General features: G+C 61.8%; 27 protein-coding genes. 17 read left to right on the plus strand and 10 right to left on the minus strand.

Features of this window, described 5'->3' with window-relative positions; translation table 11 throughout:
- The first annotated feature begins 5 nt into the window (after positions 1-5).
- Genes AB4874_RS12740 through AB4874_RS12770 form a run of 7 tightly spaced genes read left to right on the plus strand, consistent with a single transcriptional unit; the run spans position 6 to position 6522 of the window.
- Positions 6-974, plus strand: coding sequence for an SPOR domain-containing protein (locus tag AB4874_RS12740; protein WP_368392263.1), 969 nt, complete (start codon positions 6-8; stop codon positions 972-974).
- 7 nt (positions 975-981) lie between these two features.
- Entirely contained in the window at positions 982-2157 is a 1176-nt protein-coding gene (locus AB4874_RS12745) for a D-alanyl-D-alanine carboxypeptidase family protein (protein ID WP_295532738.1), read from the plus strand.
- Positions 2158-2160: 3 nt separating this feature from the next.
- Positions 2161-2769 (plus strand): dTMP kinase, encoded by a 609-nt coding sequence (gene tmk / locus AB4874_RS12750; protein WP_368392264.1) that lies wholly within the window; start codon positions 2161-2163, stop codon positions 2767-2769.
- Positions 2770-2779: 10 nt separating this feature from the next.
- On the plus strand, positions 2780-3904 hold the full coding sequence (locus AB4874_RS12755) for a DNA polymerase III subunit delta' (protein ID WP_368392265.1): 1125 nt from the start codon (positions 2780-2782) through the stop codon (positions 3902-3904).
- 40 nt (positions 3905-3944) lie between these two features.
- Positions 3945-4763, plus strand: coding sequence for a TatD family hydrolase (locus AB4874_RS12760; RefSeq protein WP_368392325.1), 819 nt, complete (start codon positions 3945-3947; stop codon positions 4761-4763).
- Complete coding sequence (locus AB4874_RS12765; RefSeq protein WP_368392266.1) at positions 4760-5578, plus strand: MBL fold metallo-hydrolase; 819 nt, start codon at positions 4760-4762, stop codon at positions 5576-5578. The genes AB4874_RS12760 and AB4874_RS12765 overlap by 4 nt, the downstream gene beginning before the upstream one ends.
- Positions 5575-6522, plus strand: a complete 948-nt coding sequence (locus AB4874_RS12770) for an AEC family transporter (RefSeq protein WP_368392267.1) — start codon at positions 5575-5577, stop codon at positions 6520-6522. Before AB4874_RS12765 ends, AB4874_RS12770 begins: the two co-directional genes overlap by 4 nt.
- On the opposite strand, the gene irrA is transcribed toward AB4874_RS12770, so the two are convergent.
- Positions 6519-6959 carry an iron response transcriptional regulator IrrA gene (gene irrA / locus AB4874_RS12775; RefSeq protein ID WP_368392268.1) on the minus strand — a complete coding sequence of 147 codons (441 nt, stop codon included), beginning with the start codon at positions 6957-6959 and terminating at the stop codon, positions 6519-6521. The genes AB4874_RS12770 and irrA overlap by 4 nt on opposite strands.
- 139 nt (positions 6960-7098) lie before the next feature.
- Here irrA and fabA point away from each other — a divergent pair, with 139 nt between their 5' ends.
- Genes fabA through AB4874_RS12795 form a run of 4 tightly spaced genes read left to right on the plus strand, consistent with a single transcriptional unit; the run spans position 7099 to position 10399 of the window.
- The gene (gene fabA / locus AB4874_RS12780) at positions 7099-7608 is read left to right on the plus strand and encodes a bifunctional 3-hydroxydecanoyl-ACP dehydratase/trans-2-decenoyl-ACP isomerase (protein WP_295532744.1); all 510 of its coding nucleotides are present in this window, start codon (positions 7099-7101) and stop codon (positions 7606-7608) included.
- Positions 7609-7636: 28 nt separating this feature from the next.
- On the plus strand, positions 7637-8863 hold the full coding sequence (gene fabB / locus AB4874_RS12785) for a beta-ketoacyl-ACP synthase I (RefSeq protein WP_295532745.1): 1227 nt from the start codon (positions 7637-7639) through the stop codon (positions 8861-8863).
- Between the two features lie 26 nt (positions 8864-8889).
- The gene (locus AB4874_RS12790) at positions 8890-9678 is read left to right on the plus strand and encodes an enoyl-ACP reductase FabI (RefSeq protein ID WP_295532746.1); all 789 of its coding nucleotides are present in this window, start codon (positions 8890-8892) and stop codon (positions 9676-9678) included.
- 49 nt (positions 9679-9727) lie between these two features.
- Positions 9728-10399 (plus strand): haloacid dehalogenase type II, encoded by a 672-nt coding sequence (locus tag AB4874_RS12795; RefSeq protein WP_368392269.1) that lies wholly within the window; start codon positions 9728-9730, stop codon positions 10397-10399.
- A gap of 3 nt (positions 10400-10402) precedes the next feature.
- Here AB4874_RS12795 and AB4874_RS12800 read toward each other — a convergent pair whose 3' ends face one another.
- A complete protein-coding gene (locus AB4874_RS12800) occupies positions 10403-10999 on the minus strand; it encodes a hypothetical protein (protein WP_295532748.1) in 597 nt (198 codons plus the stop codon).
- Positions 11000-11059: 60 nt separating this feature from the next.
- On the opposite strand from AB4874_RS12800, the gene AB4874_RS12805 reads away from it, so the two are divergent.
- Together AB4874_RS12805 and AB4874_RS12810 are read left to right on the plus strand one after the other, a co-directional pair.
- Positions 11060-11881 carry an alpha/beta fold hydrolase gene (locus AB4874_RS12805; RefSeq protein WP_368392270.1) on the plus strand — a complete coding sequence of 274 codons (822 nt, stop codon included), beginning with the start codon at positions 11060-11062 and terminating at the stop codon, positions 11879-11881.
- A gap of 10 nt (positions 11882-11891) precedes the next feature.
- Positions 11892-12788 carry a DMT family transporter gene (locus tag AB4874_RS12810; RefSeq protein ID WP_368392271.1) on the plus strand — a complete coding sequence of 299 codons (897 nt, stop codon included), beginning with the start codon at positions 11892-11894 and terminating at the stop codon, positions 12786-12788.
- 56 nt (positions 12789-12844) lie between these two features.
- Here the strand turns inward: AB4874_RS12810 and efp are convergent, their stop codons facing one another.
- Positions 12845-13414 (minus strand): elongation factor P, encoded by a 570-nt coding sequence (efp, locus tag AB4874_RS12815; protein WP_295532751.1) that lies wholly within the window; start codon positions 13412-13414, stop codon positions 12845-12847.
- Between the two features lie 99 nt (positions 13415-13513).
- Here efp and epmA point away from each other — a divergent pair, with 99 nt between their 5' ends.
- Positions 13514-14545, plus strand: a complete 1032-nt coding sequence (gene epmA, locus AB4874_RS12820; RefSeq protein ID WP_368392272.1) for an EF-P lysine aminoacylase EpmA — start codon at positions 13514-13516, stop codon at positions 14543-14545.
- 4 nt (positions 14546-14549) lie between these two features.
- Here epmA and AB4874_RS12825 read toward each other — a convergent pair whose 3' ends face one another.
- The 5 genes from AB4874_RS12825 to AB4874_RS12845 form a co-directional block, all read right to left on the minus strand.
- The gene (locus tag AB4874_RS12825) at positions 14550-14927 is read right to left on the minus strand and encodes a DUF2237 family protein (protein WP_368392273.1); all 378 of its coding nucleotides are present in this window, start codon (positions 14925-14927) and stop codon (positions 14550-14552) included.
- A gap of 16 nt (positions 14928-14943) precedes the next feature.
- On the minus strand, positions 14944-16104 hold the full coding sequence (locus AB4874_RS12830) for a serine hydrolase domain-containing protein (protein WP_368392274.1): 1161 nt from the start codon (positions 16102-16104) through the stop codon (positions 14944-14946).
- Positions 16105-16297: 193 nt separating this feature from the next.
- Positions 16298-16807 carry a MarR family winged helix-turn-helix transcriptional regulator gene (locus AB4874_RS12835; RefSeq protein WP_438273478.1) on the minus strand — a complete coding sequence of 170 codons (510 nt, stop codon included), beginning with the start codon at positions 16805-16807 and terminating at the stop codon, positions 16298-16300.
- Positions 16808-16923: 116 nt separating this feature from the next.
- On the minus strand, positions 16924-17199 hold the full coding sequence (locus AB4874_RS12840) for an FAD assembly factor SdhE (RefSeq protein ID WP_295532755.1): 276 nt from the start codon (positions 17197-17199) through the stop codon (positions 16924-16926).
- A complete protein-coding gene (locus AB4874_RS12845) occupies positions 17196-17576 on the minus strand; it encodes a helix-turn-helix domain-containing protein (protein WP_295532756.1) in 381 nt (126 codons plus the stop codon). Before AB4874_RS12845 ends, AB4874_RS12840 begins: the two co-directional genes overlap by 4 nt.
- 82 nt (positions 17577-17658) lie before the next feature.
- Between AB4874_RS12845 and AB4874_RS12850 the strand changes: the two genes are divergently transcribed.
- A complete protein-coding gene (locus tag AB4874_RS12850) occupies positions 17659-18861 on the plus strand; it encodes a pyridoxal phosphate-dependent aminotransferase (RefSeq protein WP_368392275.1) in 1203 nt (400 codons plus the stop codon).
- Positions 18862-18892: 31 nt separating this feature from the next.
- Positions 18893-19294, plus strand: a complete 402-nt coding sequence (locus tag AB4874_RS12855; protein WP_368392276.1) for a hypothetical protein — start codon at positions 18893-18895, stop codon at positions 19292-19294.
- Positions 19295-19314: 20 nt separating this feature from the next.
- Here the strand turns inward: AB4874_RS12855 and AB4874_RS12860 are convergent, their stop codons facing one another.
- A complete protein-coding gene (locus AB4874_RS12860; RefSeq protein WP_368392277.1) occupies positions 19315-19890 on the minus strand; it encodes a CHAP domain-containing protein in 576 nt (191 codons plus the stop codon).
- Positions 19891-20115: 225 nt separating this feature from the next.
- Between AB4874_RS12860 and AB4874_RS12865 the strand changes: the two genes are divergently transcribed.
- Entirely contained in the window at positions 20116-20865 is a 750-nt protein-coding gene (locus AB4874_RS12865) for a hypothetical protein (RefSeq protein ID WP_368392278.1), read from the plus strand.
- A 30-nt stretch (positions 20866-20895) separates the two neighbouring features.
- On the opposite strand, the gene urtE is transcribed toward AB4874_RS12865, so the two are convergent.
- The gene (urtE, locus tag AB4874_RS12870) at positions 20896-21591 is read right to left on the minus strand and encodes an urea ABC transporter ATP-binding subunit UrtE (protein WP_368392279.1); all 696 of its coding nucleotides are present in this window, start codon (positions 21589-21591) and stop codon (positions 20896-20898) included.
- Positions 21592-21601: the final 10 nt, after the last annotated feature.

Here is a 21601-nt window from a genome sequence, read left to right on the forward strand (position 1 = left end):
GAAGGATGAAACGGCAGCAGATGCAGGAAAACGGTTTGCGCATGCGCGCATCGGCAGTGGCGCTGATTTTTGGGGCGGGGCTGGCGCTTTCGGGCTGTCAGGATGGCGCAAAACCCTTTGATTTCCTAAAGAAAAAACCTGCAGATGACAGCAGTGCCGACGCGGCTGCGACCCCTTCCAAGGCGACCAAACTGGTCGAGCGCGATGTCGAAGCGCCGCAGGTGTTTTCCGTTGATGAGCAAGGGTTGTGGGACGGTCGTCCGTCATTGGGCGGTGTCTGGGTTGCGCATCCCAAGGTCAAAGACCCCGAGCGCGTGATCATTCGCAACCCGAGCAATGGCAAATTCGTGATCGGCGCGCTGTTCCGGCGTGAAATCGACAATCCGGGACCGAAGCTGCAGGTCAGTTCGGATGCGGCCGACGCGCTTGGCATGCTTGCGGGCGCACCGACGGAATTGTCTGTCGTGGCGCTGCGCCGCGAGACGGCTCCGGTTGCGGATGAAACCACGCCATTGGTCGACAAGCCCGTGATCGCCGCGCCCGAAAAAGTTGAACAAAAATCGCTCGATACGGTGACCAGTACGGCGGCAGGCGCGATCGCCAAGGCTCAGGCAACGGACAAAGCCACCGCAAAAGCTCCGGCCAAACCCGCGATCGGCGAAGCCCCGACCCCTGCACCCGCCCCCGCACCGCCCGTTGCGGAACCGCAGACGCCTGCTAAATCCATGGTCAAAGCACCCGCAGGCAAGATGTATATCCAGATCGGTATCTTCTCGGTCGAGGCCAATGCCAAGCGCGCCCAAACCCAAATGGGCAAGGCCGGTGTGATCGCGACAATCAAGAAAGAGCAAAGCCAAAACAAAACCTTCTGGCGTGTGATCGCAGGGCCTGCGCCCTCCAAATCCGATCTCAACGCGCTGAAGACAACCATTCACGGGCTCGGCTATCCCGATGCCTACCCCGTCTCGAACTAGGATCGATATGAAACTTACCCGACTGATATTTGCCACGCTGCTGGGGGCGCTGATCGCCCTGCCCGCCTTTGCCTTTGACACCAAGGCGCGCGCGGCCTGGGTCTATGATGTGACGACGAAAACGGTGCTGCTGGACAAAAACGCCGATATCCCGCTGCCCCCGGCGTCGATGTCGAAACTGATGACGCTCGATCTGCTGTTTGAGGCGCTCGAAGATGGCCGCATCACGATGGACACAACCTTTCCGGTCTCGGCCCATGCGCAGTCGATGGGCGGCTCGACGATGTTTCTCAACACCACCGACCGGCCCGCGGTGAAAGACCTCATTCAGGGGATCATCATCAATTCGGGCAATGATGCCTGCGTGACCATCGCCGAGGGGCTGGCCGGATCAGAGCCAGCCTTTGCCAAGCTGATGACCGAACGCGCTCATGAACTGGGCATGAAGAACTCGATGTTTGCCAATGCCAGCGGGTGGCCCGACCCCGGTCAGCGCATGTCGATGCATGATCTGGGTATCGTTGCCGATCGCATCATCACCCATTTCCCGCAATATTATCACTTCTTCAGCGAGACCCATTTCAACTACAAGGATCGCGCCCCCGCCAATGCGCAAAACCGCAATCCTCTGTTGGAAATCAAGGCCGCTGACTGGAAGGCCGATGGCATGAAAACCGGCCATACGCAGGAATCGGGCTATGGCTTGGTGGGCTCTGCGGTGATGGGAAATCGTCGGATTCTGTTCATCCTGTCGGGCCTTGATTCAGAAGCTGCGCGCGCTCAAGAGGGTGAAGCGGTCGCGAATTGGGCCTTTCGCCAATTCGTGATGAAAGACGTCGCCAAGGCCGGCACGCAGCTCGCGCAGGCCTCGGTCTGGCTGGGCGCGCAAAGCAGCGTCGGGCTGGCCCCGGAAAGCGACCTCTCGCTGCTGATCCCGGCCAATGCGCAAGATAAGGTCAAGGCCGAGGCGGTGTTTGACGGCCCTGTGTCCGCGCCCATCAAGAAGGGTCAAAAGCTGGGCAAGCTGGTCATCACGGTGCCCGGTCTGGATGCCCCGCGCGAAGTGGCGCTGGTGGCGGAAAACGACGTCAAACGCGGCGGCTTCATGGTGCGTGTCAAGGCCGCTATTGCGCGTCTTGGCGGCAAGGCCTTCACCGCCGCGATGCAAAAGGTCAACAGCTAGGGTATGTTCATCAGTTTCGAGGGGATCGACGGGTCGGGCAAGTCGACGCAAGCGCGGATGCTGGCCGAGTCCCTGCGCACGCGCGGGCATGACGTGGTGCTGACGCGTGAACCGGGCGGCTCTCCCGGTGCCGAGGAAATCCGTCGTCTCGTGCTGGAGGGCGACCCTGATCGCTGGTCGGCGCATACCGAAATCCTGCTGTTCACCGCCGCGCGCCGCGATCATCTGGAACGCGTGATCGAACCTGCGCTTGCGGCGGGCAAGGTGGTGATTTGTGATCGCTTCGCCGATAGCACGCGGATGTATCAGGGCCTCTCGCGCGGCGATCTGCGCGCGTTGGTGGATCAGTTGCACGCGCTGATGATCGCCCGCGAACCTGACCTGACGATCCTGATCGACATCGACCCCGCCACTGGCCTCGCGCGCGCCAAAGGGCGGCAGGGCAGCGAAGAGCGGTTCGAGGATTTCGGCCTTGGCTTGCAGCAAAAAATGCGCGCCGGATTTCTGGATCTCGCGCGCGAATTCGCGCCCCGTTTCGCCGTGATCGACGGCGCGCGCGCATCTGAAATAATCGCGCAAGACGTGCTGGAAACCGCCCTCGCCAAGCTCTAGAGTGGCGGGCATGAGCGCAGCCGACCTCCCCGACCCAACCCTCGCGCCCGGAGCGCGCCACCCGCGCGAAACCCGCGTGTTGGTGGGTCAAACCCGGGCCGAAGAAGATTTCCTCGACGCCTTCAACATGGGGCGGCTGCATCACGGCTGGCTGCTGACCGGTCCGCGCGGCGTTGGCAAGGCCACGCTCGCTTGGCGCATCGCGCGATTCCTGCTGACGCGCCCCGATGACAGCGGGCCGGGCCTGTTTGGCGAACCCGACCTGCCCCACAGCCTTGATGCCGATCCCGATCACCCGGCGCTTGCGCGCATCACGGCTGGCTCGGAGCCCGGTATTTTCACGCTCAAACGCGGCCCCAATGAAAAGGAAACCGCGCTGTCGCAAGACATTCGCGTCGATCAGGTGCGCAAGCTGAAATCGTTCTTGCACCTGTCCGCGACCGAGGGCGGGCGGCGCGTGGTGATCGTGGATGCCGCCGATGAGCTCAACATTCAAGCCGCCAATGCATTGCTCAAACTGCTTGAGGAACCGCCCCCGCGCGTGACCTTCCTGCTGATCGCGCATCAACCCGCGCGACTGTTGCCTACGATCCGCTCGCGCTGTCGCGAATTGCGCCTCGGCACGCTGTCGCCCGAACAGATGGAAGCCGCCCTCGCCGCCGCCGAAGACGAGGGCGAGCCGCCCGAGTTGGACCACCATGCGCTGGCGGCGCTGTCGGGGGGCTCGGTCGGGGCGGCGATCCGGCTGATCAATCTTGAGGGCATGACGCGCTATGCCAATCTGATCAAGCTGATGGCCACCCTGCCCCAGCTGGATCGTCTTGGCGCGATTGCGCTGGCCGAGGGTTGCGCAGGCAAAACCAACGAGGCGCGCCTTGATCTGACGCTGGGCCTTGTCGAATTATTTCTGGCCCGCGTGGCGCGCACCGGGGTTGCGGGCGCGCCCATGCCACAGGCCGCGCCTGGCGAGGCGGAGTTGCTGACCCGGCTGTCTCCCGATGAACAGGCGGCAATGAAATGGGCGCGACTGCATCAAACGCTGGGTGTGCGCGCGCGTCATGGCCGGGCGGTCAACCTTGACCCTGCCGCCTTGGTGATGGATATCGTGCTAGAGATCACCGCCGCTGCCGCGTGAGCCGCGCGAAAGGAGCCTTGTTTTGACCCTCCCCCCCGAGATCACCGCCCCCACTGAGATCACGGACAGCCATTGCCACCTTGATTTCCCCGATTTCGCGGGCGAATTGGATCAGGTCGTCACGCGCGCCAATGCCGCCGGGGTGACGCGGATGGTCACGATCTGCACCAAGCTGAAAAACGAGCCTTCGGTGCGCGCGATTGCTGAAACCCATAAAGGTGTGTTCTACGCCGCGGGCACCCATCCGATGAGCGTGGCCGAAGAGCCGATGACATCGGTCGAAGAACTGGTCGCGCTGGCCCAGCATCCGAAATTCGTCGGGATTGGCGAAACCGGGCTGGATTACCATTACACCGCCGAGAGTGCCGAGGCGCAAAAGGTCTCGCTGCGCATCCATATCGCGGCGGCGCAGGAAACCGGCTTGCCGCTGATTATCCATGCGCGCGATGCTGATGAAGATATGGAAGCGATCCTGACCGAGGGGATGCGCGCCAAGCCCTATCCCTGTGTCATGCATTGCTTTTCCTCGGGTCCGCGTCTGGCGCAGGCGGCGATTGATCTGGGGTTCTACCTGTCGATGTCAGGCATCGCGACCTTCCCGCGCAGCCAGGAGGTGCGCGATATTTTCGCCGCCGCGCCGCTTGATCGCATCCTCGTGGAAACCGACAGCCCCTATCTTGCCCCGCCGCCCCATCGCGGGCGGCGCAACGAGCCTGCCTATTCCGCACTGACCGCCAAGGTCGGGGCCGATGTGTTCGGAATTTCTCTCGAGGACTTCGCCGCCGCCACGCAGGCCAATTTCGATCGGCTGTTTGCGAAAGCCGCCCAACATGGCGAGCGTGGGAGTCTCGCGCCATGAGCCACCTGCGTTTCACCATTCTGGGCTGCGGCTCGTCGGGCGGCGTGCCCCGGATCGGCAACCACTGGGGCGAATGCGACCCGAACAACCCAAAGAACTACCGCCGCCGTTGCTCGATGCTGGTGGAGCGCATCACGCCGCAGGGCCGCACGCAGGTGCTGATCGACACCACGCCCGACATGCGCGCGCAACTGCTCGATGCCGGTGTCGGCACGCTCGACGCGGTGGTCTACACCCATAACCACGCCGATCATGTCCATGGCCTCGACGATCTGCGCCAGATCGTGTTCAACATGCGCAAACGCCTGCCCGTCTGGGCCGATAGCGACACGCAAGAGGCGCTGCTGAACCGCTTTGCCTATGCGTTCGTGCAGCCCGCTGACAGCAATTACCAACCGATTTGCGATCTGCATGCGATCCGCCATGACAAGGCCTTCGAGGTCACTGGCGCGGGCGGCGCGATCCGCTTTCAGCCCCTGCGGGTCGAACATGGCAATATCGACGCGCTTGGCTTTCGCATTGGCCCGCTCGCTTATCTGCCCGATGTCTCGGCGATTCCTGATCCGGTTTGGGCGCATCTTGAGGACCTCGATTGCTGGGTGCTCGATGCGCTGCGCCGCACGCCCCATCCGACCCATGCCCATCTGGCGCGCGCGCTGGAATGGATCGAACGCGCTCAGCCCGCAAGTGCGGTGCTGACCAATATGCATATCGAACTGGATCATGACACGGTGGCGAACGAAACGCCCGATCATGTGCGCCCGGCTTATGACGGGATGGTGTTGGAGTTTGCCGCCCCTGCGAGCCCCGCATGAGCGTTCTCATCGACGTTATCCTGCCGGTCTTTCTGGTGCTTGGTTTTGGCTATGTGGTCGCGTGGCGGGGGCTGTTTTCCGAAGGTGCCGTCGATGGGCTGATGCGCTTTGCGCAGAATTTCGCGGTGCCGGTCTTGCTGGCGCGCTCGATTGCCAATCTTGATCTCGGGCAAAGCTATAACTGGGGCATGATGAGTGCGTTTTATGCCGGGGCGCTTGTGGCCTTCGCCATCGGGATCGCAGGGGCGCGGGCGATGGGGCGCACCGGGCCGGAAAGCGTCGCCATTGGCTTTGCCTGCCTGTTTTCCAACTCGCTGCTACTGGGCGTGCCGATCACCGAGCGCGCCTATGGCGCCGATGCGCTGTCGGGCAATTTCGCGATCATCTCGATCCATGCGCCGCTGCTGTATACCATTGGCATCCTCACGATGGAGGGCGTGCGCAATCACGGCACCGGCGCGGGTCTGGGCCGGGTTGGGATGAACGCGCTGGTGGGGGTGATGCGCACGCCGCTGGTGATTGGCATCCTGACCGGCTTTGCAATCAAGATCGCGACCACGCTGACGGGCTATCCCCTGCCCCATCCGCTGCGCGAGGCGATGAATATGATGGCGCAAGCCGCGCTTCCGGCAGCGCTGTTCGGGCTGGGCGGCGTTTTGTATCGCTACCGCCCTGAAGGCGACACCCGCGCCATCGCAATGGTCACCGGTCTGTCCCTGCTGGTGCATCCCGCGATCACGTATTCGCTGGCGCATTTCGCCTTTCATGTGGATACAAACGCGCTGCGCTCGGCCACGCTGACGGGCGCGATGGCACCGGGCGTGAATGCCTATCTGTTTGCCAATATCTATGGGGTTGGGCGACGCGTTGCTGCCTCGGCGGTGCTGATCGCCACGGCGCTGTCGATCCTGACGATTTGGGGCTGGCTGGCGATCCTGCCTTAGGTGGGGCTGCCTTGAGTGCGCCGCACCCGGATCACCACATCCACACGCGTCACCTGTGCCCCTGCGGGGGCTTTGGGCACGCGGATCAGTTCCAACTCTTCTGCGGGGGCGTCCGAAATCCGGTTCTCGTCTTCCCAGAAGAAATGCGGGTGATCGTCCATGCGCGTGTCGAAATAGCTGCGCGAGCCATCAACCGTGATCTCATGCATCAGCCCGGCCTCACAAAAAGCGCGCAAGGTGTTGTAAATCGTGGCCAGCGAGACCCGTTCGCCCGCGTCCTGAGCTGCAGCAAACAGGCTTTCGGCGGTGACATGACGGTTTTCACCATCGCCCACCAAAAGGGCAGCCAATGCCAGACGTTGGCGCGTCGGGCGCAAGCCTCCTTCGGCCAGCCACGCCCGTCCACGCTCTTGCATTACTGTTATTCTTGCGGGCATTAGACCTCTCCTCTGCCCCAATATGCCCCTTCGCTAGTAATATTTCAATGGATCCCCCGTGGTGGCCTTGCCCTTGCGCCGATCAGGGCGGCAATGATAGAGGATTGAAAACGCACGGCAGAACCGGGAAGGAGCACCGATGGCAGGGTTTCCGACAAGCTTCGGGAAAGAAGATCTACTCAAATGCGCCCGCGGCGAGCTATTTGGCCCCGGCAATGCGCAGCTTCCTGCACCGCCAATGCTGATGATGGATCGCATCACCGAAATCTCGGGTGATGGCGGTTTGCACGGCAAAGGCCATGTGGTTGCCGAGTTCGATATCACCCCCGATTTGTGGTTCTTTGACTGCCACTTCCCCGGCAATCCGATCATGCCGGGCTGTCTGGGCCTTGATGGTCTATGGCAGCTGACCGGGTTCAACCTTGGCTGGCGCGGCTGGCAGGGTCGCGGTTATGCGCTGGGTGTGGGCGAGGTCAAACTGACCGGCATGGTGCGCCCCGATCGCAAGATGCTGACCTATAAAGTTGATTTTACCAAAGCGATCCAGACGCGCCGCCTGACAATGGGCGTGGCCGATGGCATTGTTGAGGCCGATGGAGACGTGATCTATCAGGTCAAGGATATGAAAGTCGCGCTCTCGGAAACCTGAGCGCTAGAGAGAAAAAATGGAGGGCCGCATGCGCCGTGTCGTCATTACCGGGCTGGGCATCGTCTCGCCCATCGGCAACTCAGCCGAAGAAGTCACCGCCAGCCTCAAGGCCGGAAAATCGGGCATCACCTTCCAGCCCGAATATGCCGAGCTGGGCTTTCGCAGTCAGGTCGCGGGCGTGCCCGATATCGATCTGGCCGCCAATATCGACAAGCGCCAGTTGCGCTTTATGGGGCCGACGGCCGCCTATGCCTATATCGCGATGGCGCAGGCGATTGCCGATGCTGGTCTTGAGCAATCGGATATCTCCAACGAGCGCACCGGCCTGATCGCAGGCTCGGGCGGACCGTCCACCTCGAGTTTCTTTGCCGCACACCAGATCGTTCAGGAAAAGGGCAGCCCCAAGCGCATCGGCCCGTTCGCGGTCACCAAATGCATGTCCTCGACCGTCTCGGCCTGCCTCGCCACGCCGTTCCAGATCAAGGGCGTGAACTACTCGATCACCTCGGCCTGCTCGACCTCGGCGCATTGCATCGGCAACGCCTGCGAGCTGATCCAGATGGGCAAGCAGGACATGATCTTTGCCGGTGGCGGCGAAGAGGTCGACTGGACGCTGTCCTGCCTGTTCGACGCGATGGGCGCGATGTCATCCAAGTATAATGACGCGCCCACCACCGCTGCGCGCGCCTTCGATGCGACCCGCGACGGGTTCGTGATTGGCGGCGGCGGCGGGATGCTGGTGCTTGAAGAGCTTGAGCACGCCAAGGCACGCGGCGCGAAAATCTATGCCGAGATCACCGGTTATGGCGCGACCTCGGATGGCTATGACATGGTTGCCCCGTCCGGCGTGGGTGGTGAGCGGGCGATGAAACTCGCGGCCTCCACCCTGCCCGAGGGACGCAAGATCACCTATATCAACGCCCATGGCACCTCGACCATGGTCGGCGATGTCGTCGAGGTTGAGGCCGTGCGCCGCGCGCTTGGCGACGATCACGCGCCGATCAGCTCGACCAAGTCGATGACCGGGCATGCGCTTGGCGCGGCGGGCGCGAATGAGGCGATCTATTCGCTGCTGATGATGCAGAACGATTTCATCGCGCCTTCGATCAACGTCACCCAGCTGGACCCCGGCATTCGCGAAGGCGAAATCGCCACCAAGCTGGTCGAGAATGTGAGCCATGATTCGGTGCTGTCCAACAGCTTCGGCTTTGGTGGCACGAATGCCTCGCTTTTGATGAGCAAATACAAAGACTAAATCTAAAAATCTCGGCGAGGACGGACATGGCAGATCTGATGAAGGGCAAGCGCGGCCTCGTGATGGGCGTCGCCAATGAGCGCTCGATTGCGTGGGGCATCGCCAAGGCGCTGGCCGATGAGGGCGCGGAACTGGCGTTTTCCTATCAGGGCGAGGCGTTTGGCAAGCGGGTCGAACCGCTTGCCGCCAGCGTCGGGGCCAGTCTGCTCGTCGATGTCGATGTGAATGACGACGCCTCGATGGATGCGGCTTTTGCGCGGCTCAAGGACGAATGGGGCAGCCTTGATTTCGTGATCCACGCCATCGCATTCTCCGACAAGACCGAGCTGGCGGGCCGTATCATCGACACCTCGCGCGACAACTTTAAGAACTCGCTCACGATTTCCTGTTATAGCTTCATCGACGTGGCCAAGCGGGCCAGCGAATTGATGAATGACGGCGGCTCGATGATCACGCTGACCTATATGGGCTCGCAGCGCGTGACGCCATTCTACAACGTGATGGGCGTGGCCAAGGCAGCGCTGGAATCAGCCGTGCGCTATCTCGCCGCCGATCTGGGGCCTGACGGCATTCGCGTGAACGCGATCTCGCCCGGTCCGATGAAAACACTGGCCGGCGCCGCGATTGGCGGGGCGCGCAAGACCTTCCGCCATACCGAAGCCAACGCACCCTTGCGCCACAACGCCACGCTTGAGGCCATCGGGGGCACCGCCGTCTATCTGTGCTCAGATTACGGCGCGTGCACCAGTGGCGAGATCATCTCGGTCGATAGCGGCTATCACGTCATGGGCATGCCCGCCGCCGATAACCTCTAGGCGCGCCTCGGTTCGGCGCGCTAGACTGCTACGCAAGGGAGGACCATCCATGTCCATTCAGCTTTGTGTTTTCGATGCTTACGGCACGCTTTTTGACGTCGACGCCGCCGCGCGCGATCTGGCGATTGAAGAGCCGCGCCTGCACGCGATCTGGCCGCGACTGGCCGCTGATTGGCGGCGCAAGCAGTTGGAATATAGCTGGCTGCGCGAGATCATGGGCGAATATGTCGATTTCTGGCAACTCACCCGCGACGGGCTGGATTGGGCGATGGAGGCACAGGGGCTGAATGACCCCGATCTGGCAGACCGGTTGATGGCGCTCTATCGCGCATTGCCCGCCTTCCCCGAAGTCCCCGAGATGCTGGACGCGCTGCACCATCGCGGTGTCGGGCGCGCGATCTTGTCCAATGGCGCGCCAGATATGCTGGAATCTGCGGTGCAGGCGGCCGGGATTGGGCATCTGCTTGATGAGGTGATCTCGATCCACGATCTTGGCCAATACAAACCCGCAAGCGCGGTCTACGCGCTGGTGGCCAAACAGATGGGCGTCGCCCCTGAACAGACCGTGTTTGTGTCCTCCAACGGCTGGGATGCGGCGGGCGCGGCCAAGGCGGGCTTTCGCGTGCTGTGGGTCAATCGTGCGGGCGCGCCGGTTGAACGGCTACCCTATAAACCCGCCGCCATCCTGAGCGATCTGCGCGCCGTGCCCGACAAGCTTTGACGCCTAGCGGTCGTCTTTCATCTGGCGCAGCGCATTGCGTAGCCGCACAGTCTGCGCATTGAACGCCTCCGGGTCGCCGTAATCGACAAAATCGAGATAGCGCGCATGTTGACCGTGCAACCGACGCGCATGCTTGATCGGGCACCAGAATTGCTCAGTGCGCGCGGCCACCTCACTCACATAGCTCAGCAGCCCGTTGCCATAGCCGCAATAAACACAGTTCAGCTTTTGCAACGCGTTCAGATAGGCCAGATGCTGGCGGTCGATCGCAATGTGATCGGCGCGTTTGACCTTGGCGATGCGATAGATCGGGAAACAGATCGCCTGATAGATCGTGATGAAAATATCCAGTACAATGAAGGGGATGATCAGCGAATAGATCACCGGAGATGTCAGCACCACCATCGGGCGCGTGCGCTTAAGGAAGATCCACAGATTCACTCGAGCGCGCCGCTGCGCCTCACGCGCGCTTTGCTCGAACACCACGCGATTATGTTCCAGCCGATAGGCCATCGCAGCGCGGCGCGTCGCCCATTCTGCCTCGATTTCCTCTTCGATCGCGTTCAGTTTTTCGTGCAATTTTTCGAGTGTTTCGGGCATGGCGCTCTCCTTTGAACGCAGTATGATCCGAGCAGCCGCAGCAATCCAGAGGAGACCGCCATGAAGTTCTTCACCGCCGATGACGGGGCGAAACTAGCCTATCTCGATGAGGGCGCGGGCGTGCCGGTTCTGGCCTTGTCGGGGCTGACGCGCACGGTGCAGGATTTCGACTATGTGGCGCCGCATCTCGACGGCATCCGTTTGATTCGCATGGATTATCGCGGGCGCGGGCACAGCGCGTGGACCGGACAAGATAGCTATAACGTGCCACGCGAAGGGGCGGATGCGCTGCAACTTCTGGACCATCTTGGGCTGGACAAGGCCGCGATCTTGGGCACCTCGCGTGGCGGGCTTATCGGGATGTATCTGGCGGCTACGGCGAAAGATCGGCTGATCGGGCTCGCGCTCAACGATGTGGGCCCGGCGCTGAACACGGACGGGCTGAACAAGATTTTCGACTATATCGGACGCAATCCGGCGGCCAAAACCCATGCCGAGATGGCTGCAAAACTGCCCGCCGCGATGACGGGCTTTGCCAATGTGCCCGAGGGCCGCTGGCTAAGCGAAAGCCAGCACCACTACACCGAAACCGAGGCGGGGCTGAAAATCAACTACGATCCCGCCCTGCGCGAGGCATTTCTGGCGGCCTTCAAAGGTGGCGTGGCCGAGGTTTGGCCGCTGTTTGACGCAACCGAAGGCCTGCCGCTGGCGCTGATCCACGGTGCGAATTCCGATCTGCTGAGCGAGGCCACGGCGCAGGAAATGCGCGCACGTCGCCCCGACATGATCTACACATCGGTGCCCGACCGCGCCCATATCCCGTTCCTCGACGAGCCCCAATCGCTGGCATCCCTGCGGGCGTGGATCACCAAACTGCCCTGATGTCTTACGCATGAACGAAGCCCGCATCACCCTGATCGCCAGCGCGATCACCCTTGCGACCGGCGTAATCTGGGGCCTCTATTGGCTGCCCGTGCGCGCTTTGGCCGATCACGGTTTCGCAGGTGCCTGGGGTAGTTTGGTGATCACGCTGGGCGCGCTGATCGTGCTGGCGCCCATCGCCTATGCGCGCCGCCACACCATCGCGCGCAGTTCCAAATTTGGGCTGTTTTCCATTGCCTTGGGCGGCGCGGCCTTCGCGCTATATTCAATCGGGTTTCTTTATGGCCGGGTCGCACTGATCATCCTTTTATGGTGCCTCACCCCGGTCTGGAGCACGCTGATCGCGCGCTTCATCATGGGCTGGCCAACCCCGCGGCTGCGCATCGTGGCGATGATCGTTGGGATTGGCGGGCTTGCGCTAATGCTGGGTGCGGGGGGCGGGTTGCCGTTGCCGCGAAACTTGGGCGAATGGATGTCGCTGCTCGGGGGCTTTTTGTGGTCGATCTCAACCACCGGCATGCGCGCGAAATCCACGCTGCAACCGGGGCCTGCCGCCTTTGTTTTTGCGCTTGGCGCGGTCCTCGCCTGCGCGGTGCTCGCGCCGATCTTGCAGCCCATACCCAGCACGTTTGAGCCACGCGCGCTGCTTGCGTCTCTCGCCCTTGCGCTTTTCACCGGAGCGCTGTGGTGGGGGCTATCGCTCGCGGCCTTGATGTGGGCCACGGTGCGCATTGATCCCGCGCGCGTGGGCATCTTGATGATGACCGAGGTGGTGGTGGGGGCCGCCTCGGCTGCGGCCCTTGCCCATGAAACGCTTTCGACCCTTGAACTCGCGGGCGGCACGCTGGTTCTGGCGGCCGGTGTGCTGGAACTCTGGCCCGTCAAACCCGCCCGCGCCCCGGCGTGAGCGCATAGAAAAGGCGCCCCGAGAGGCGCCTTTTGCGTGCATCCATGGCGACAGAATCAATCCTTGGCGCGCTCTACATAGGTGCTGTCGTCGGTGTTGATTACGATGCGCGTGCCCGCGCCGATATGGGGGGGCACCATGACGCGGATACCACCGGTGCAGGTCGAAGGCTTATAGCTTGATGACGCGGTCTGCCCCTTGACGACCGGCTCGGTTTCCTCAACCTCAACGGTCACTTTCTGGGGCAGTTCGATTGCAATCGCAGCCCCTTGGAACGTCTTGAGATAAACCCGGAGACCATCGCGCAAGAACACCTTGGAATCGCCAATCACGTCCTCTTGGACCGCAATCTGCTCATAGGTGTTGGGGTCCATGAAGTGATAGCCCTCGCCATCCTCATAGAGGAAATCATATTCGTCATCCTCGACATGAGCGCGCTCAACCTGCTCGGTGGTGCGCCAGCGTTCCGACACTTTGGTGCCATCGGAAATGCGGCGCATGTCGACCTGCGTCACTGGCGTGCCCTTGCCGGGATGGATGTTTTGGGCCGTGATCACGACATACAGCTTGTCGTCGATTTCAAGCACATTGCCCTTGCGGACCGAAGACGCGATGACTTTGACCATGGGATATCCCTTGTGAATTCGCAAAAAACAGGCTCTGGCGCCCAGATTGCTGAGCGCCTAAACCATTTGAACCCGGATTTCCAGCCTGAAAGCCACGCTATGCCCCGCCCCTTCTGGCATCCTGACCGCCATGCCGACCGCCGCGCCGCGCTGCTGGCGCGCAATCGCATTCAATCGGCGATCCGCGGTTGGCTGGCCGATGAGGGCTTTCTTGAGGTCGACCCATGCGCGCTGCAAATCAGCCCCGGCAACGAGGCGCATCTGCACGCCTTCTCCACCCAAGCCATCGGCAATGACGGGCATCCGCAGACTATGTATCTGCACACCTCGCCCGAGTTTGCGATGAAAAAGCTGCTCGCGGCGGGCGAGCCCCGGATCGCGACCTTCGCCCATGTCTGGCGCAACCGCGAGCGCGGGCCGCGCCACAGCCCCGAATTCACCATGCTGGAATGGTATCGCGCGGGCGAGGATTACACCGTTCTGATGCGCGATTGCGCCACGATCCTGCAACTGGCGGCGCAGGCGGCGGGGGCCACGCTGCTTCGCCATAACGGCGTTGACTGCGACCCGTTCGCTTTGCCCGAGCGACTCTCGGTGGCCGAGGCGTTTGCGCGTTTTGCCGGAATCGATCTGCTGGCAACCTGCGACGGGGCGGCAACCGATGCCGAGGCCCTGCGCGCGCAATGTGACAGCGCCGGCTTTGGCGTGGCGGATGACGACAGCTGGTCGGATATGGTCTCAAAGCTGCTGGTCGCCAAGGTCGAGCCGCATCTGGGCCATGGTCGTGCGACAATCCTCGATCGCTACCCGCTGGCCGAAGCCGCACTGGCCCGTCCCACCTCCGACGATCCGCGTCTTGCCGAGCGGTTTGAGCTATACGCTTGCGGGGTCGAGCTGGCGAACGGCTTTGGCGAGCTGACCGACGCATCCGAGCAACGCCGCCGTTTCAGCGCCGATATGGACCTCAAAGAGCAGCTTTACGGCGAGCGTTATCCGCTGGACGAAGACTTCCTCGCCGCACTTGACCTGATGCCCCCGGCTTCAGGGATTGCGCTGGGGTTTGACCGGCTGGTGATGCTGGCCACCGGCGCGCCCAAAATCGACGACGTGATCTGGGCGCCGGTGGGCTGAGGCGCTACTTGCTTTGCGCGGCATGTTCCTTAAGGACGGCCAGCGACACTTCGCGCAGCGCATCACGATGGGTCGAGGCAAGCATGACCTTGGGCGCGCAGCCCTCAAGCGCCGCATCGGCAAACCGCGCCGCACATAAACACCAGCAATCTCCCGGTTTGAGCCCGCCAAACCCGTATTCAGGGCGCGGCGTGCTCAGGTCATTGCCGACATATTTCGACCAAGCCAGAAATTCGGCCGTCATCAGCGCGCAGACCGTGTGAGAGCCCGAATCCTCCCAGCAGGTGTTACAACTGCCATCGCGGAAAAACCCGGTCATCGGGCGCTTGGAGCAAGGCTGCAACGCCTCGCCCAGCACATTCACCGCCTCATACATCTGCATCGCGCATCGCTCCCTTTCACAAAGCTTCCGCGATGCGCCGCAGCATGGCAAGGTTTTCCGCGTCCACACCAGCCTCTTTGAAGCCGCGATCCGCGGAATTGACCGCAATTACGGCATTATGGGCGGGGTTGATGTAGATATATTGGCCGTAAATCCCGTGGGCGAAATAATCGCCGCCATTTTGGGCCGTATCTGTGGGCACCCACCATTGATAACCATAGCCCGCCCCGCCCGGCGCTTGCAGTGAGGTCGAGGCCTTAACCCAATCGGCGGGCACGATCTGGCGGCCCTGCCATTGCCCATTTTGCAGGAACAGCTGCCCAAAGCGCGCATAATCACGGGTGCGCAGGTTCAGCCCGCCCAGCACAAAGGATGTGCCCTCACCATCCGTCAGCATCACCGGTGACGCCTCCAGCCCCAGCGGCTTGATGATCAGATCGTCCATCGCCACCGCCGGATCAGCCCCCGTCGCCCCCGCGATCACCATGCCCAGCACATGGGTGTCAATCGAGACGTAATGCATCCGCGCGCCGGGATTGGCCGCGCGCATCTTCAGCCCAGCGGCGAAATCATTCATCGACCCGCCCAGCGCCAGCACCCGGCCCATGCGATTGATGTCGGAATTGTAGTCAAGGTAGTCCTCGTTGAAAGCTACCCCCGAGGACATCGTCAGCACATCGCGAATGCTCGCCCCGTCATAGGCCGAGCCTTTGAGCGCGGGCGCATATTGCGTCACCTGCGCGTCCAGATCGGGGATCGTGCCGTTGTCATGCAAAATACCGAAGGTGGCGGAGAGAAAGGATTTCGCCACCGACCAGCTAATGCGTTCATCATCGGGCTTGGTGTCGCGGTAATAGTGCTCAAACACTTGCTGGCCGTTATGCAAGACCACCAGCCCTGTCACCCAGCGCCGGTCAATCCAATCCTGCGCGCCTGTAGGCAGCGTGATCTGCGCCCCCTTGGGCAAAGGCACCACCGGCCCCGCGCCGCGATCAAGCACGCGCGAGCGAAACAGTGACGGCATATTCGAAAAATTAGCCGTGATCCGGTCGGCATTGAACAGGTGATTGACCGCCCAAAGCCGCGCGATTTCCTGACGCTTCCAAATCGCCAGCCCCGCCACGACGATCACCAAAACAGCAAGTATCCGCAACGTCCAACGCAGAAATTTCCGCATAGTCCCCTCCCCAGGATTATTTGGGACAAAGCAAACACGCGCCGCCCCGCTCTCACAAGCAAGACGGCGCGTCACCACGGAAATTTGCGGGTCGCTTAAGCGCGGCATCGCCCAGCGCACGGACCCCCAGCGCACGGACCCCCAGCGCATGGCACATTACCGCGTGCAACGCAGGCTTCGCTGCCACGTGCGATCAGTAAATATAGCGGATCTGATCAGACCAATAGCGTTCCATCCGGCGCAGCGTGTGATTCATCTCCTCCATCGCCTCGAACGAGATCACACCGCGCACATCCATACCGTTGGCATGGCGTTCAAACAGCGCCTCAACCTTCTGGCGCAAATCATTGCCCTTGGGCGTCAGGCGTACCCGCACGGAGCGGCGATCAATCTCACAGCGCTGGTGGTGCATATAGCCGGCTTCAACCAGCTTTTTGAGGTTATAAGACACGTTGGAGCCTTGGTAATAGCCGCGTGTCTTCAACTCACCCGCCGTGACCTCATTCTCTCCAACATTGAATAGCAAAAGCGCCTGAACCGGATTGATCTCAAGGATATTGAGTCGTTCAAACTCATCCTTAATCACATCCAGAAGCAGGCGATGAAGCCGCTCTAACAGCGCGAGGCTGTCCAGATAGCCCGCCATCAGCCCCGGCATTCCCGGCGCGGGCGTCATATCACTTACCGATTTCTGCACGGTCATTCGATTCTCCGCGAGTTCGCATCCACAGATGTAAAACTGGCGGAAAATGGCAAAGATACCGTTAAGCAGCCCAAACGCTTGTTATTTGGGCGATTTTCGCACGAAATCGCGCGTTCCTACTCCTGCGGAGTGTGGCGCGCGCGGGCAAATTCGCCGATCTCGGCCAGCAAATCCCGATACTGCGCCGGGCCGGGTTGCGCCCCCGACACCCACGGGTAGAGGTCTTGATCGTTCTCCTCAAGCAAGAGGTCATACAGATCAAGGCTGGGCGCATCGAGCCCCGCAAGCCGCGCGTCCGAGAACGGCCCGAGGATCATGTCCATCTCTTTGGTGCCCCGCCGCCAACTGCGCATCCGCATCCGCTTGATCCGTGACTCTGCCGTTTCGCTCATTCGTTCTCTCCTGCCATAAGCCGCTTTTCCAACCGGCCCAGCCGCGCATCCAGCTCTTCAAGGCCAGAGCGCACTTCGCGGATCTCGCGCACAAGGGCACGATCCGCCCCCGGCTCTGCCACCAGATCGGGCGGACCGTCAAGCCCTGCGCCCTCGCCCGTGAGCAACCACATCAGCGTCACGTTCAGCATCCCCGCCAGCATCTGCAGCCGATTGGCGCGCGGCTCGGCCACGTCATCTTCCCACGCCGCAAGCGTTTCAAACCGCACGCCCAGCTTTTTGGCAAGATCCTCTTGGCTGAGCCCCGCGGTTTCGCGCGCACCGGCCAAACGGTCGCCAAAGGTCGCACTCGCCTCGCCATACCAATGATCGGTCATGATCGACTCCTGCTCTGTCTTGATTGCACTCGCGCGCAAGCCTAAGACCGTTGGCGCAAAGTTACAAACCGGAGACGACCCGATGGCCTTTCTTTCCGACACGCTCGCACGGGTGAAACCCTCTCCCACGGTCGCCATGACGGGCAAGGTCGCCGAGTTGCGCGCCGCGGGGCGCGATGTGATCGGCCTGTCAGCGGGTGAGCCAGATTTCGACACGCCCGACACTATCAAAGCCGCCGCCAAGGCCGCAATCGATGCGGGGCGCACGAAATACACCGCCGTTGACGGGATTGCCGAACTCAAGGCTGCAATCTGCGCCAAATTCGCGCGCGAAAACGATCTGACTTACACGCCGTCGCAGGTCTCGGTTAGCTCTGGCGGCAAGCAGGTGCTGTTCAACGCGCTGATGGCCACGCTCAACCCCGGTGACGAGGTCATCATCCCGACGCCCTATTGGGTGAGCTATCCCGACATGGTGTTGATCGGTGGCGGCACGCCGGTTTTCGTTCAAGGCGAGGCGGCGCGGGACTACAAGATCAGCCCCGAGGCACTGGAAGCCGCGATCACACCCAAGACCAAATGGTTCCTGTTCAACTCGCCCTCCAACCCCTCGGGCGCGGCCTATTCGCGTGATAAATTGCGCGCGCTGACCGATGTGCTGATGCGTCACCCGCAAGTCTGGGTGATGACAGATGACATGTATGAACATCTCGTCTTTGACGGGTTCGAATTCACCACGCCCGCGCAGGTCGAACCGGGGCTGTATGAGCGCACGCTGACCGTCAATGGCGTCTCCAAAGCCTATGCGATGACGGGCTGGCGGATCGGTTATGCGGCGGGGCCCGAAGCGCTGATCGCGGCAATGCGCAAGGTGCAGTCGCAGTCCACCTCCAACCCCTGTTCGATCAGCCAATGGGCGGCGGTTGAGGCGCTCAACGGCCCGCAAGATTACATCGCCACCTCGTGCGCGGCGTTCAAGCGCCGCCGTGATCTGGTGGTGGCGGGCCTCAACGCCTGCCCCGGCATCTCCTGCCCCACGCCCGAGGGCGCATTTTACGTCTATCCCTCGATCAAAGACTGCATCGGCAAGACCACCGCTGGGGGCACCAAGATCAGCGATGACGAGAGCTTCGCCAACGCCTTGCTGGAAGAGGGCGACGTGGCCGTGGTGTTCGGCGCGGCCTTCGGGCTTTCGCCAAACTTCCGCATCAGCTACGCTACCTCAGATGAGGCGCTGCTTGAGGCTTGCGCGCGCATCAAACGGTTTTGCGAAGGGCTGCGATAAGGCGGAAAACGGCCAGCGGGGACACAGGTAAATGGGCGATCTGCCAGAGTATTACTTCCGGGTGAAAGATAACGGCGCGGCGGTGTTTCGTGTCGATACCGAGAACCGTCAGCGCCGCATCGAGATGGATCAGATCGCGGTCGTGAATATCCGCAATGGCGAGATCAAACCCCAAGGCGAGCGCGCGCTCACGCCCGAGGACCGCACCGAAATCGAAACTTGGATCGCCCATCGCCGCGAGGTTCTGGCCGCGCGCGAGGTCGATGACATCCTGCGCGCCGTCGATCACCTCAACCTTGTGACGCAATGGGCGCAATCGAAGGCTACCGACACCCAGCTTGAGGAAATCACCGACACGCTTTTGCTGACGATGCATGACCTGCGCACAGTTCTGGTGCGCAAAAAGGCGGACCGGCTATTGGCAAAAGGCTAAGCGCGTCAGATCCGCGACTTCTAGCCTTTGAAGATGAACCCTGAAACGGGATAGACGCTGCCCAGCGCATTGGGCTGGCTCATCACGCGCACCTTGCTCCAGTCATTCTTGGGCGACACATCCATCACGACCATGCCCAGCGACACCTGATTGCGCTTCCAATTGGCGTGATCGATGCGAATTTGGCGCGACGATTCGATGGCCGAGACAACCGCGACATGGCCGAGCGGAATCTTGCGGTTTGCCGAAAACGCCATCACCGCCCCGACTTTGGGGGCGTGGCTGCGCTGATAGCTGCCCTGCGCCTGCGCCCACCACGTCCGCGCATTGCCGCGAATATCGACGCCCGAGGCATTGCGCGCAAACGGCACGCACCAGACTCGCTGACGCTGGGCGCGCATCTTCTTGGCCACGGCAATCGCATAGGCGCGGCGTTCGGGGGAAATCTCGCCCGTCTGATCCTGCGCGCTGGCAAAATTCATCGCCCCTGTCGCGCCAAGATTGCTGCCATCGGAACAGGCGGCAACACTCAGCAGCGCAACAATAAGAAGCGGCAGCCGGAAGGTTAGTTTCGGAGCGGTCACGCTATGGGGCATTGGGTCACTGTCTCGTTGGCGGCATTGCCGACTTTTTTTCAAGCTTTAGCGAGAAAATCGTGATGCGGGAAAGATAAACTGACCCCACCAACAGGGCGGCGGCGGAAACTCGCCAGTCAGAGGACCCGGCCCCTCATTGATGCGCGGTATTTGACACCACGCGACCTTGGGCTAAGACCAAGCGAGACGCCGATAAATGCGATGGGCTTGGCCCAGGGGGCAGGCATGACGAATTCCGGGACCGTTCTGGTGATGGGCAGCGCGCCAAACGTCACCGCGTGCCGTGACTGGCCCAAATCGTATTTCTCCGCGATCATCGCGATCAATAACGCATGGCGCGTGCGCGACGATTGGGATTTCCAAGTCGCCCCCGACGATTTCCCCAAGGATCGCCTGCCACAGGCTCTGCGCGACAGGCAAAGACTGATAGGTTCGGCCAGCTATGTGCCGGCAAATAATGACTTTGGCGGCATCATCTATGCGGGGGCGACGATGGTCTTTTCGGCAGGCTATTGGGCGCTTGCAGAACTACGCCCGAAAACGATGGTGTTTGTGGGCTGCGACATGGTCTATCCCACGCGCGGCAAGACCCATTTTTACGGCTCTGGCACACCCGATCCGTTGCGCGAGGATGTGACCTTGCGCAACCTCGAGGCCAAGTCAGCCCGCCTGATGGCCCATGCCGCGCGTCAGGGCTGCGCCTGTGTGCGCCCGGATGGGGGCGAAAGCCGTCTGCTATTTCCCACCGTCACGCTTGAAGAGATCGCGCAGGGCGCGGTGGGTTCGATTCTGCCCGATCCGTACGCGTTCTTGCAGGTGAAGGCGCGCGAACAGGCGCTGGGGTATTTCGTCAAATCGGGGCGCTATTGGGAAAGCCCGGATGCGTTAAACGTCACAGATGTCGACGCGATCGACCAGATGTGGGCGCAGCTTTGTACGCGCAGCGCCCCGCAGCACCGCCCGCTTTCCGCCTAGCGCAACGCGTGCATCACGCCCCGGGCCAGATCACACACTCACCACCTCGCGCAGCGCCTCGCGGGTGAGCGTCGCCTTGGTGCCCTCCATCGCGACCGCACCGCGTTTGAGAACATAGAACCGATCGCCCAGATCATGGGCAAAGTCGAAATACTGCTCGACCAGCACAATCGCCATATCGCCCTTTTCGCGCAGATACGAAATCACCCGGCCAATCTGCTGGATGATATTGGGCTGGATGCCTTCGGTCGGCTCATCGAGCAGCAGTAACTTGGGCTTCATCAGCATCGCGCGCGCAATCGCCAATTGCTGTTGCTGCCCGCCCGACAGATCGCCGCCCCGACGGTTCAGGAACTCTTTGAGGATCGGGAACAGCTCGTAAATCTCATCGGGAATGAAATGTTCCGATTTCGGCAAGCAGGCGAAAGCGGTCTCCATATTCTCGCGCACGCTGAGCAACGGAAAGATCATCCGCCCCTGGGGCACATAGCCAAGCCCCGCGCGCGCCATCGCCTGCGGCGGCACACGCCCCATCTCGACGCCATCCAGCACCACATCCCCGCCCGAGCGGATATGCGTCCCCGAAATCGCCTTGAGCAGTGAGGTCTTGCCCACCCCGTTCGTGCCCATGATGCAGGTCACCTCGCCCGCGCGCGCCTGCATGTCGATCCCATACAGGATCTGCGAGCCACCATAATGCAGCGTCAGCCCGCTGGTCCTCAGCATCGCGGTTTTC

This window comes from Thioclava arctica, assembly GCF_040892615.1.
In the GTDB taxonomy this organism is placed as follows: Bacteria; Pseudomonadota; Alphaproteobacteria; order Rhodobacterales; family Rhodobacteraceae; genus Thioclava; species Thioclava arctica.

Bases quoted from the DNA above. Each gene is read 5' to 3' on its own strand.
- AB4874_RS12740 (WP_368392263.1), top strand. From the start codon at position 6: ATGAAACGGCAGCAGATGCAGGAAAACGGTTTGCGCATGCGCGCATCG.
- AB4874_RS12745 (WP_295532738.1), top strand. From the start codon at position 982: ATGAAACTTACCCGACTGATATTTGCCACGCTGCTGGGGGCGCTGATC.
- tmk (WP_368392264.1), top strand. From the start codon at position 2,161: ATGTTCATCAGTTTCGAGGGGATCGACGGGTCGGGCAAGTCGACGCAA.
- AB4874_RS12755 (WP_368392265.1), top strand. From the start codon at position 2,780: ATGAGCGCAGCCGACCTCCCCGACCCAACCCTCGCGCCCGGAGCGCGC.
- AB4874_RS12765 (WP_368392266.1), top strand. From the start codon at position 4,760: ATGAGCCACCTGCGTTTCACCATTCTGGGCTGCGGCTCGTCGGGCGGC.
- AB4874_RS12770 (WP_368392267.1), top strand. From the start codon at position 5,575: ATGAGCGTTCTCATCGACGTTATCCTGCCGGTCTTTCTGGTGCTTGGT.
- irrA (WP_368392268.1), bottom strand. From the start codon at position 6,959: ATGCCCGCAAGAATAACAGTAATGCAAGAGCGTGGACGGGCGTGGCTG.
- fabA (WP_295532744.1), top strand. From the start codon at position 7,099: ATGGCAGGGTTTCCGACAAGCTTCGGGAAAGAAGATCTACTCAAATGC.
- fabB (WP_295532745.1), top strand. From the start codon at position 7,637: ATGCGCCGTGTCGTCATTACCGGGCTGGGCATCGTCTCGCCCATCGGC.
- AB4874_RS12790 (WP_295532746.1), top strand. From the start codon at position 8,890: ATGGCAGATCTGATGAAGGGCAAGCGCGGCCTCGTGATGGGCGTCGCC.
- AB4874_RS12795 (WP_368392269.1), top strand. From the start codon at position 9,728: ATGTCCATTCAGCTTTGTGTTTTCGATGCTTACGGCACGCTTTTTGAC.
- AB4874_RS12800 (WP_295532748.1), bottom strand. From the start codon at position 10,999: ATGCCCGAAACACTCGAAAAATTGCACGAAAAACTGAACGCGATCGAA.
- AB4874_RS12805 (WP_368392270.1), top strand. From the start codon at position 11,060: ATGAAGTTCTTCACCGCCGATGACGGGGCGAAACTAGCCTATCTCGAT.
- AB4874_RS12810 (WP_368392271.1), top strand. From the start codon at position 11,892: ATGAACGAAGCCCGCATCACCCTGATCGCCAGCGCGATCACCCTTGCG.
- efp (WP_295532751.1), bottom strand. From the start codon at position 13,414: ATGGTCAAAGTCATCGCGTCTTCGGTCCGCAAGGGCAATGTGCTTGAA.
- epmA (WP_368392272.1), top strand. From the start codon at position 13,514: ATGCCCCGCCCCTTCTGGCATCCTGACCGCCATGCCGACCGCCGCGCC.
- AB4874_RS12825 (WP_368392273.1), bottom strand. From the start codon at position 14,927: ATGCAGATGTATGAGGCGGTGAATGTGCTGGGCGAGGCGTTGCAGCCT.
- AB4874_RS12830 (WP_368392274.1), bottom strand. From the start codon at position 16,104: ATGCGGAAATTTCTGCGTTGGACGTTGCGGATACTTGCTGTTTTGGTG.
- AB4874_RS12835 (WP_438273478.1), bottom strand. From the start codon at position 16,807: ATGACCGTGCAGAAATCGGTAAGTGATATGACGCCCGCGCCGGGAATG.
- AB4874_RS12840 (WP_295532755.1), bottom strand. From the start codon at position 17,199: ATGAGCGAAACGGCAGAGTCACGGATCAAGCGGATGCGGATGCGCAGT.
- AB4874_RS12845 (WP_295532756.1), bottom strand. From the start codon at position 17,576: ATGACCGATCATTGGTATGGCGAGGCGAGTGCGACCTTTGGCGACCGT.
- AB4874_RS12850 (WP_368392275.1), top strand. From the start codon at position 17,659: ATGGCCTTTCTTTCCGACACGCTCGCACGGGTGAAACCCTCTCCCACG.
- AB4874_RS12855 (WP_368392276.1), top strand. From the start codon at position 18,893: ATGGGCGATCTGCCAGAGTATTACTTCCGGGTGAAAGATAACGGCGCG.
- AB4874_RS12860 (WP_368392277.1), bottom strand. From the start codon at position 19,890: ATGCCCCATAGCGTGACCGCTCCGAAACTAACCTTCCGGCTGCCGCTT.
- AB4874_RS12865 (WP_368392278.1), top strand. From the start codon at position 20,116: ATGACGAATTCCGGGACCGTTCTGGTGATGGGCAGCGCGCCAAACGTC.
- urtE (WP_368392279.1), bottom strand. From the start codon at position 21,591: ATGCTGAGGACCAGCGGGCTGACGCTGCATTATGGTGGCTCGCAGATC.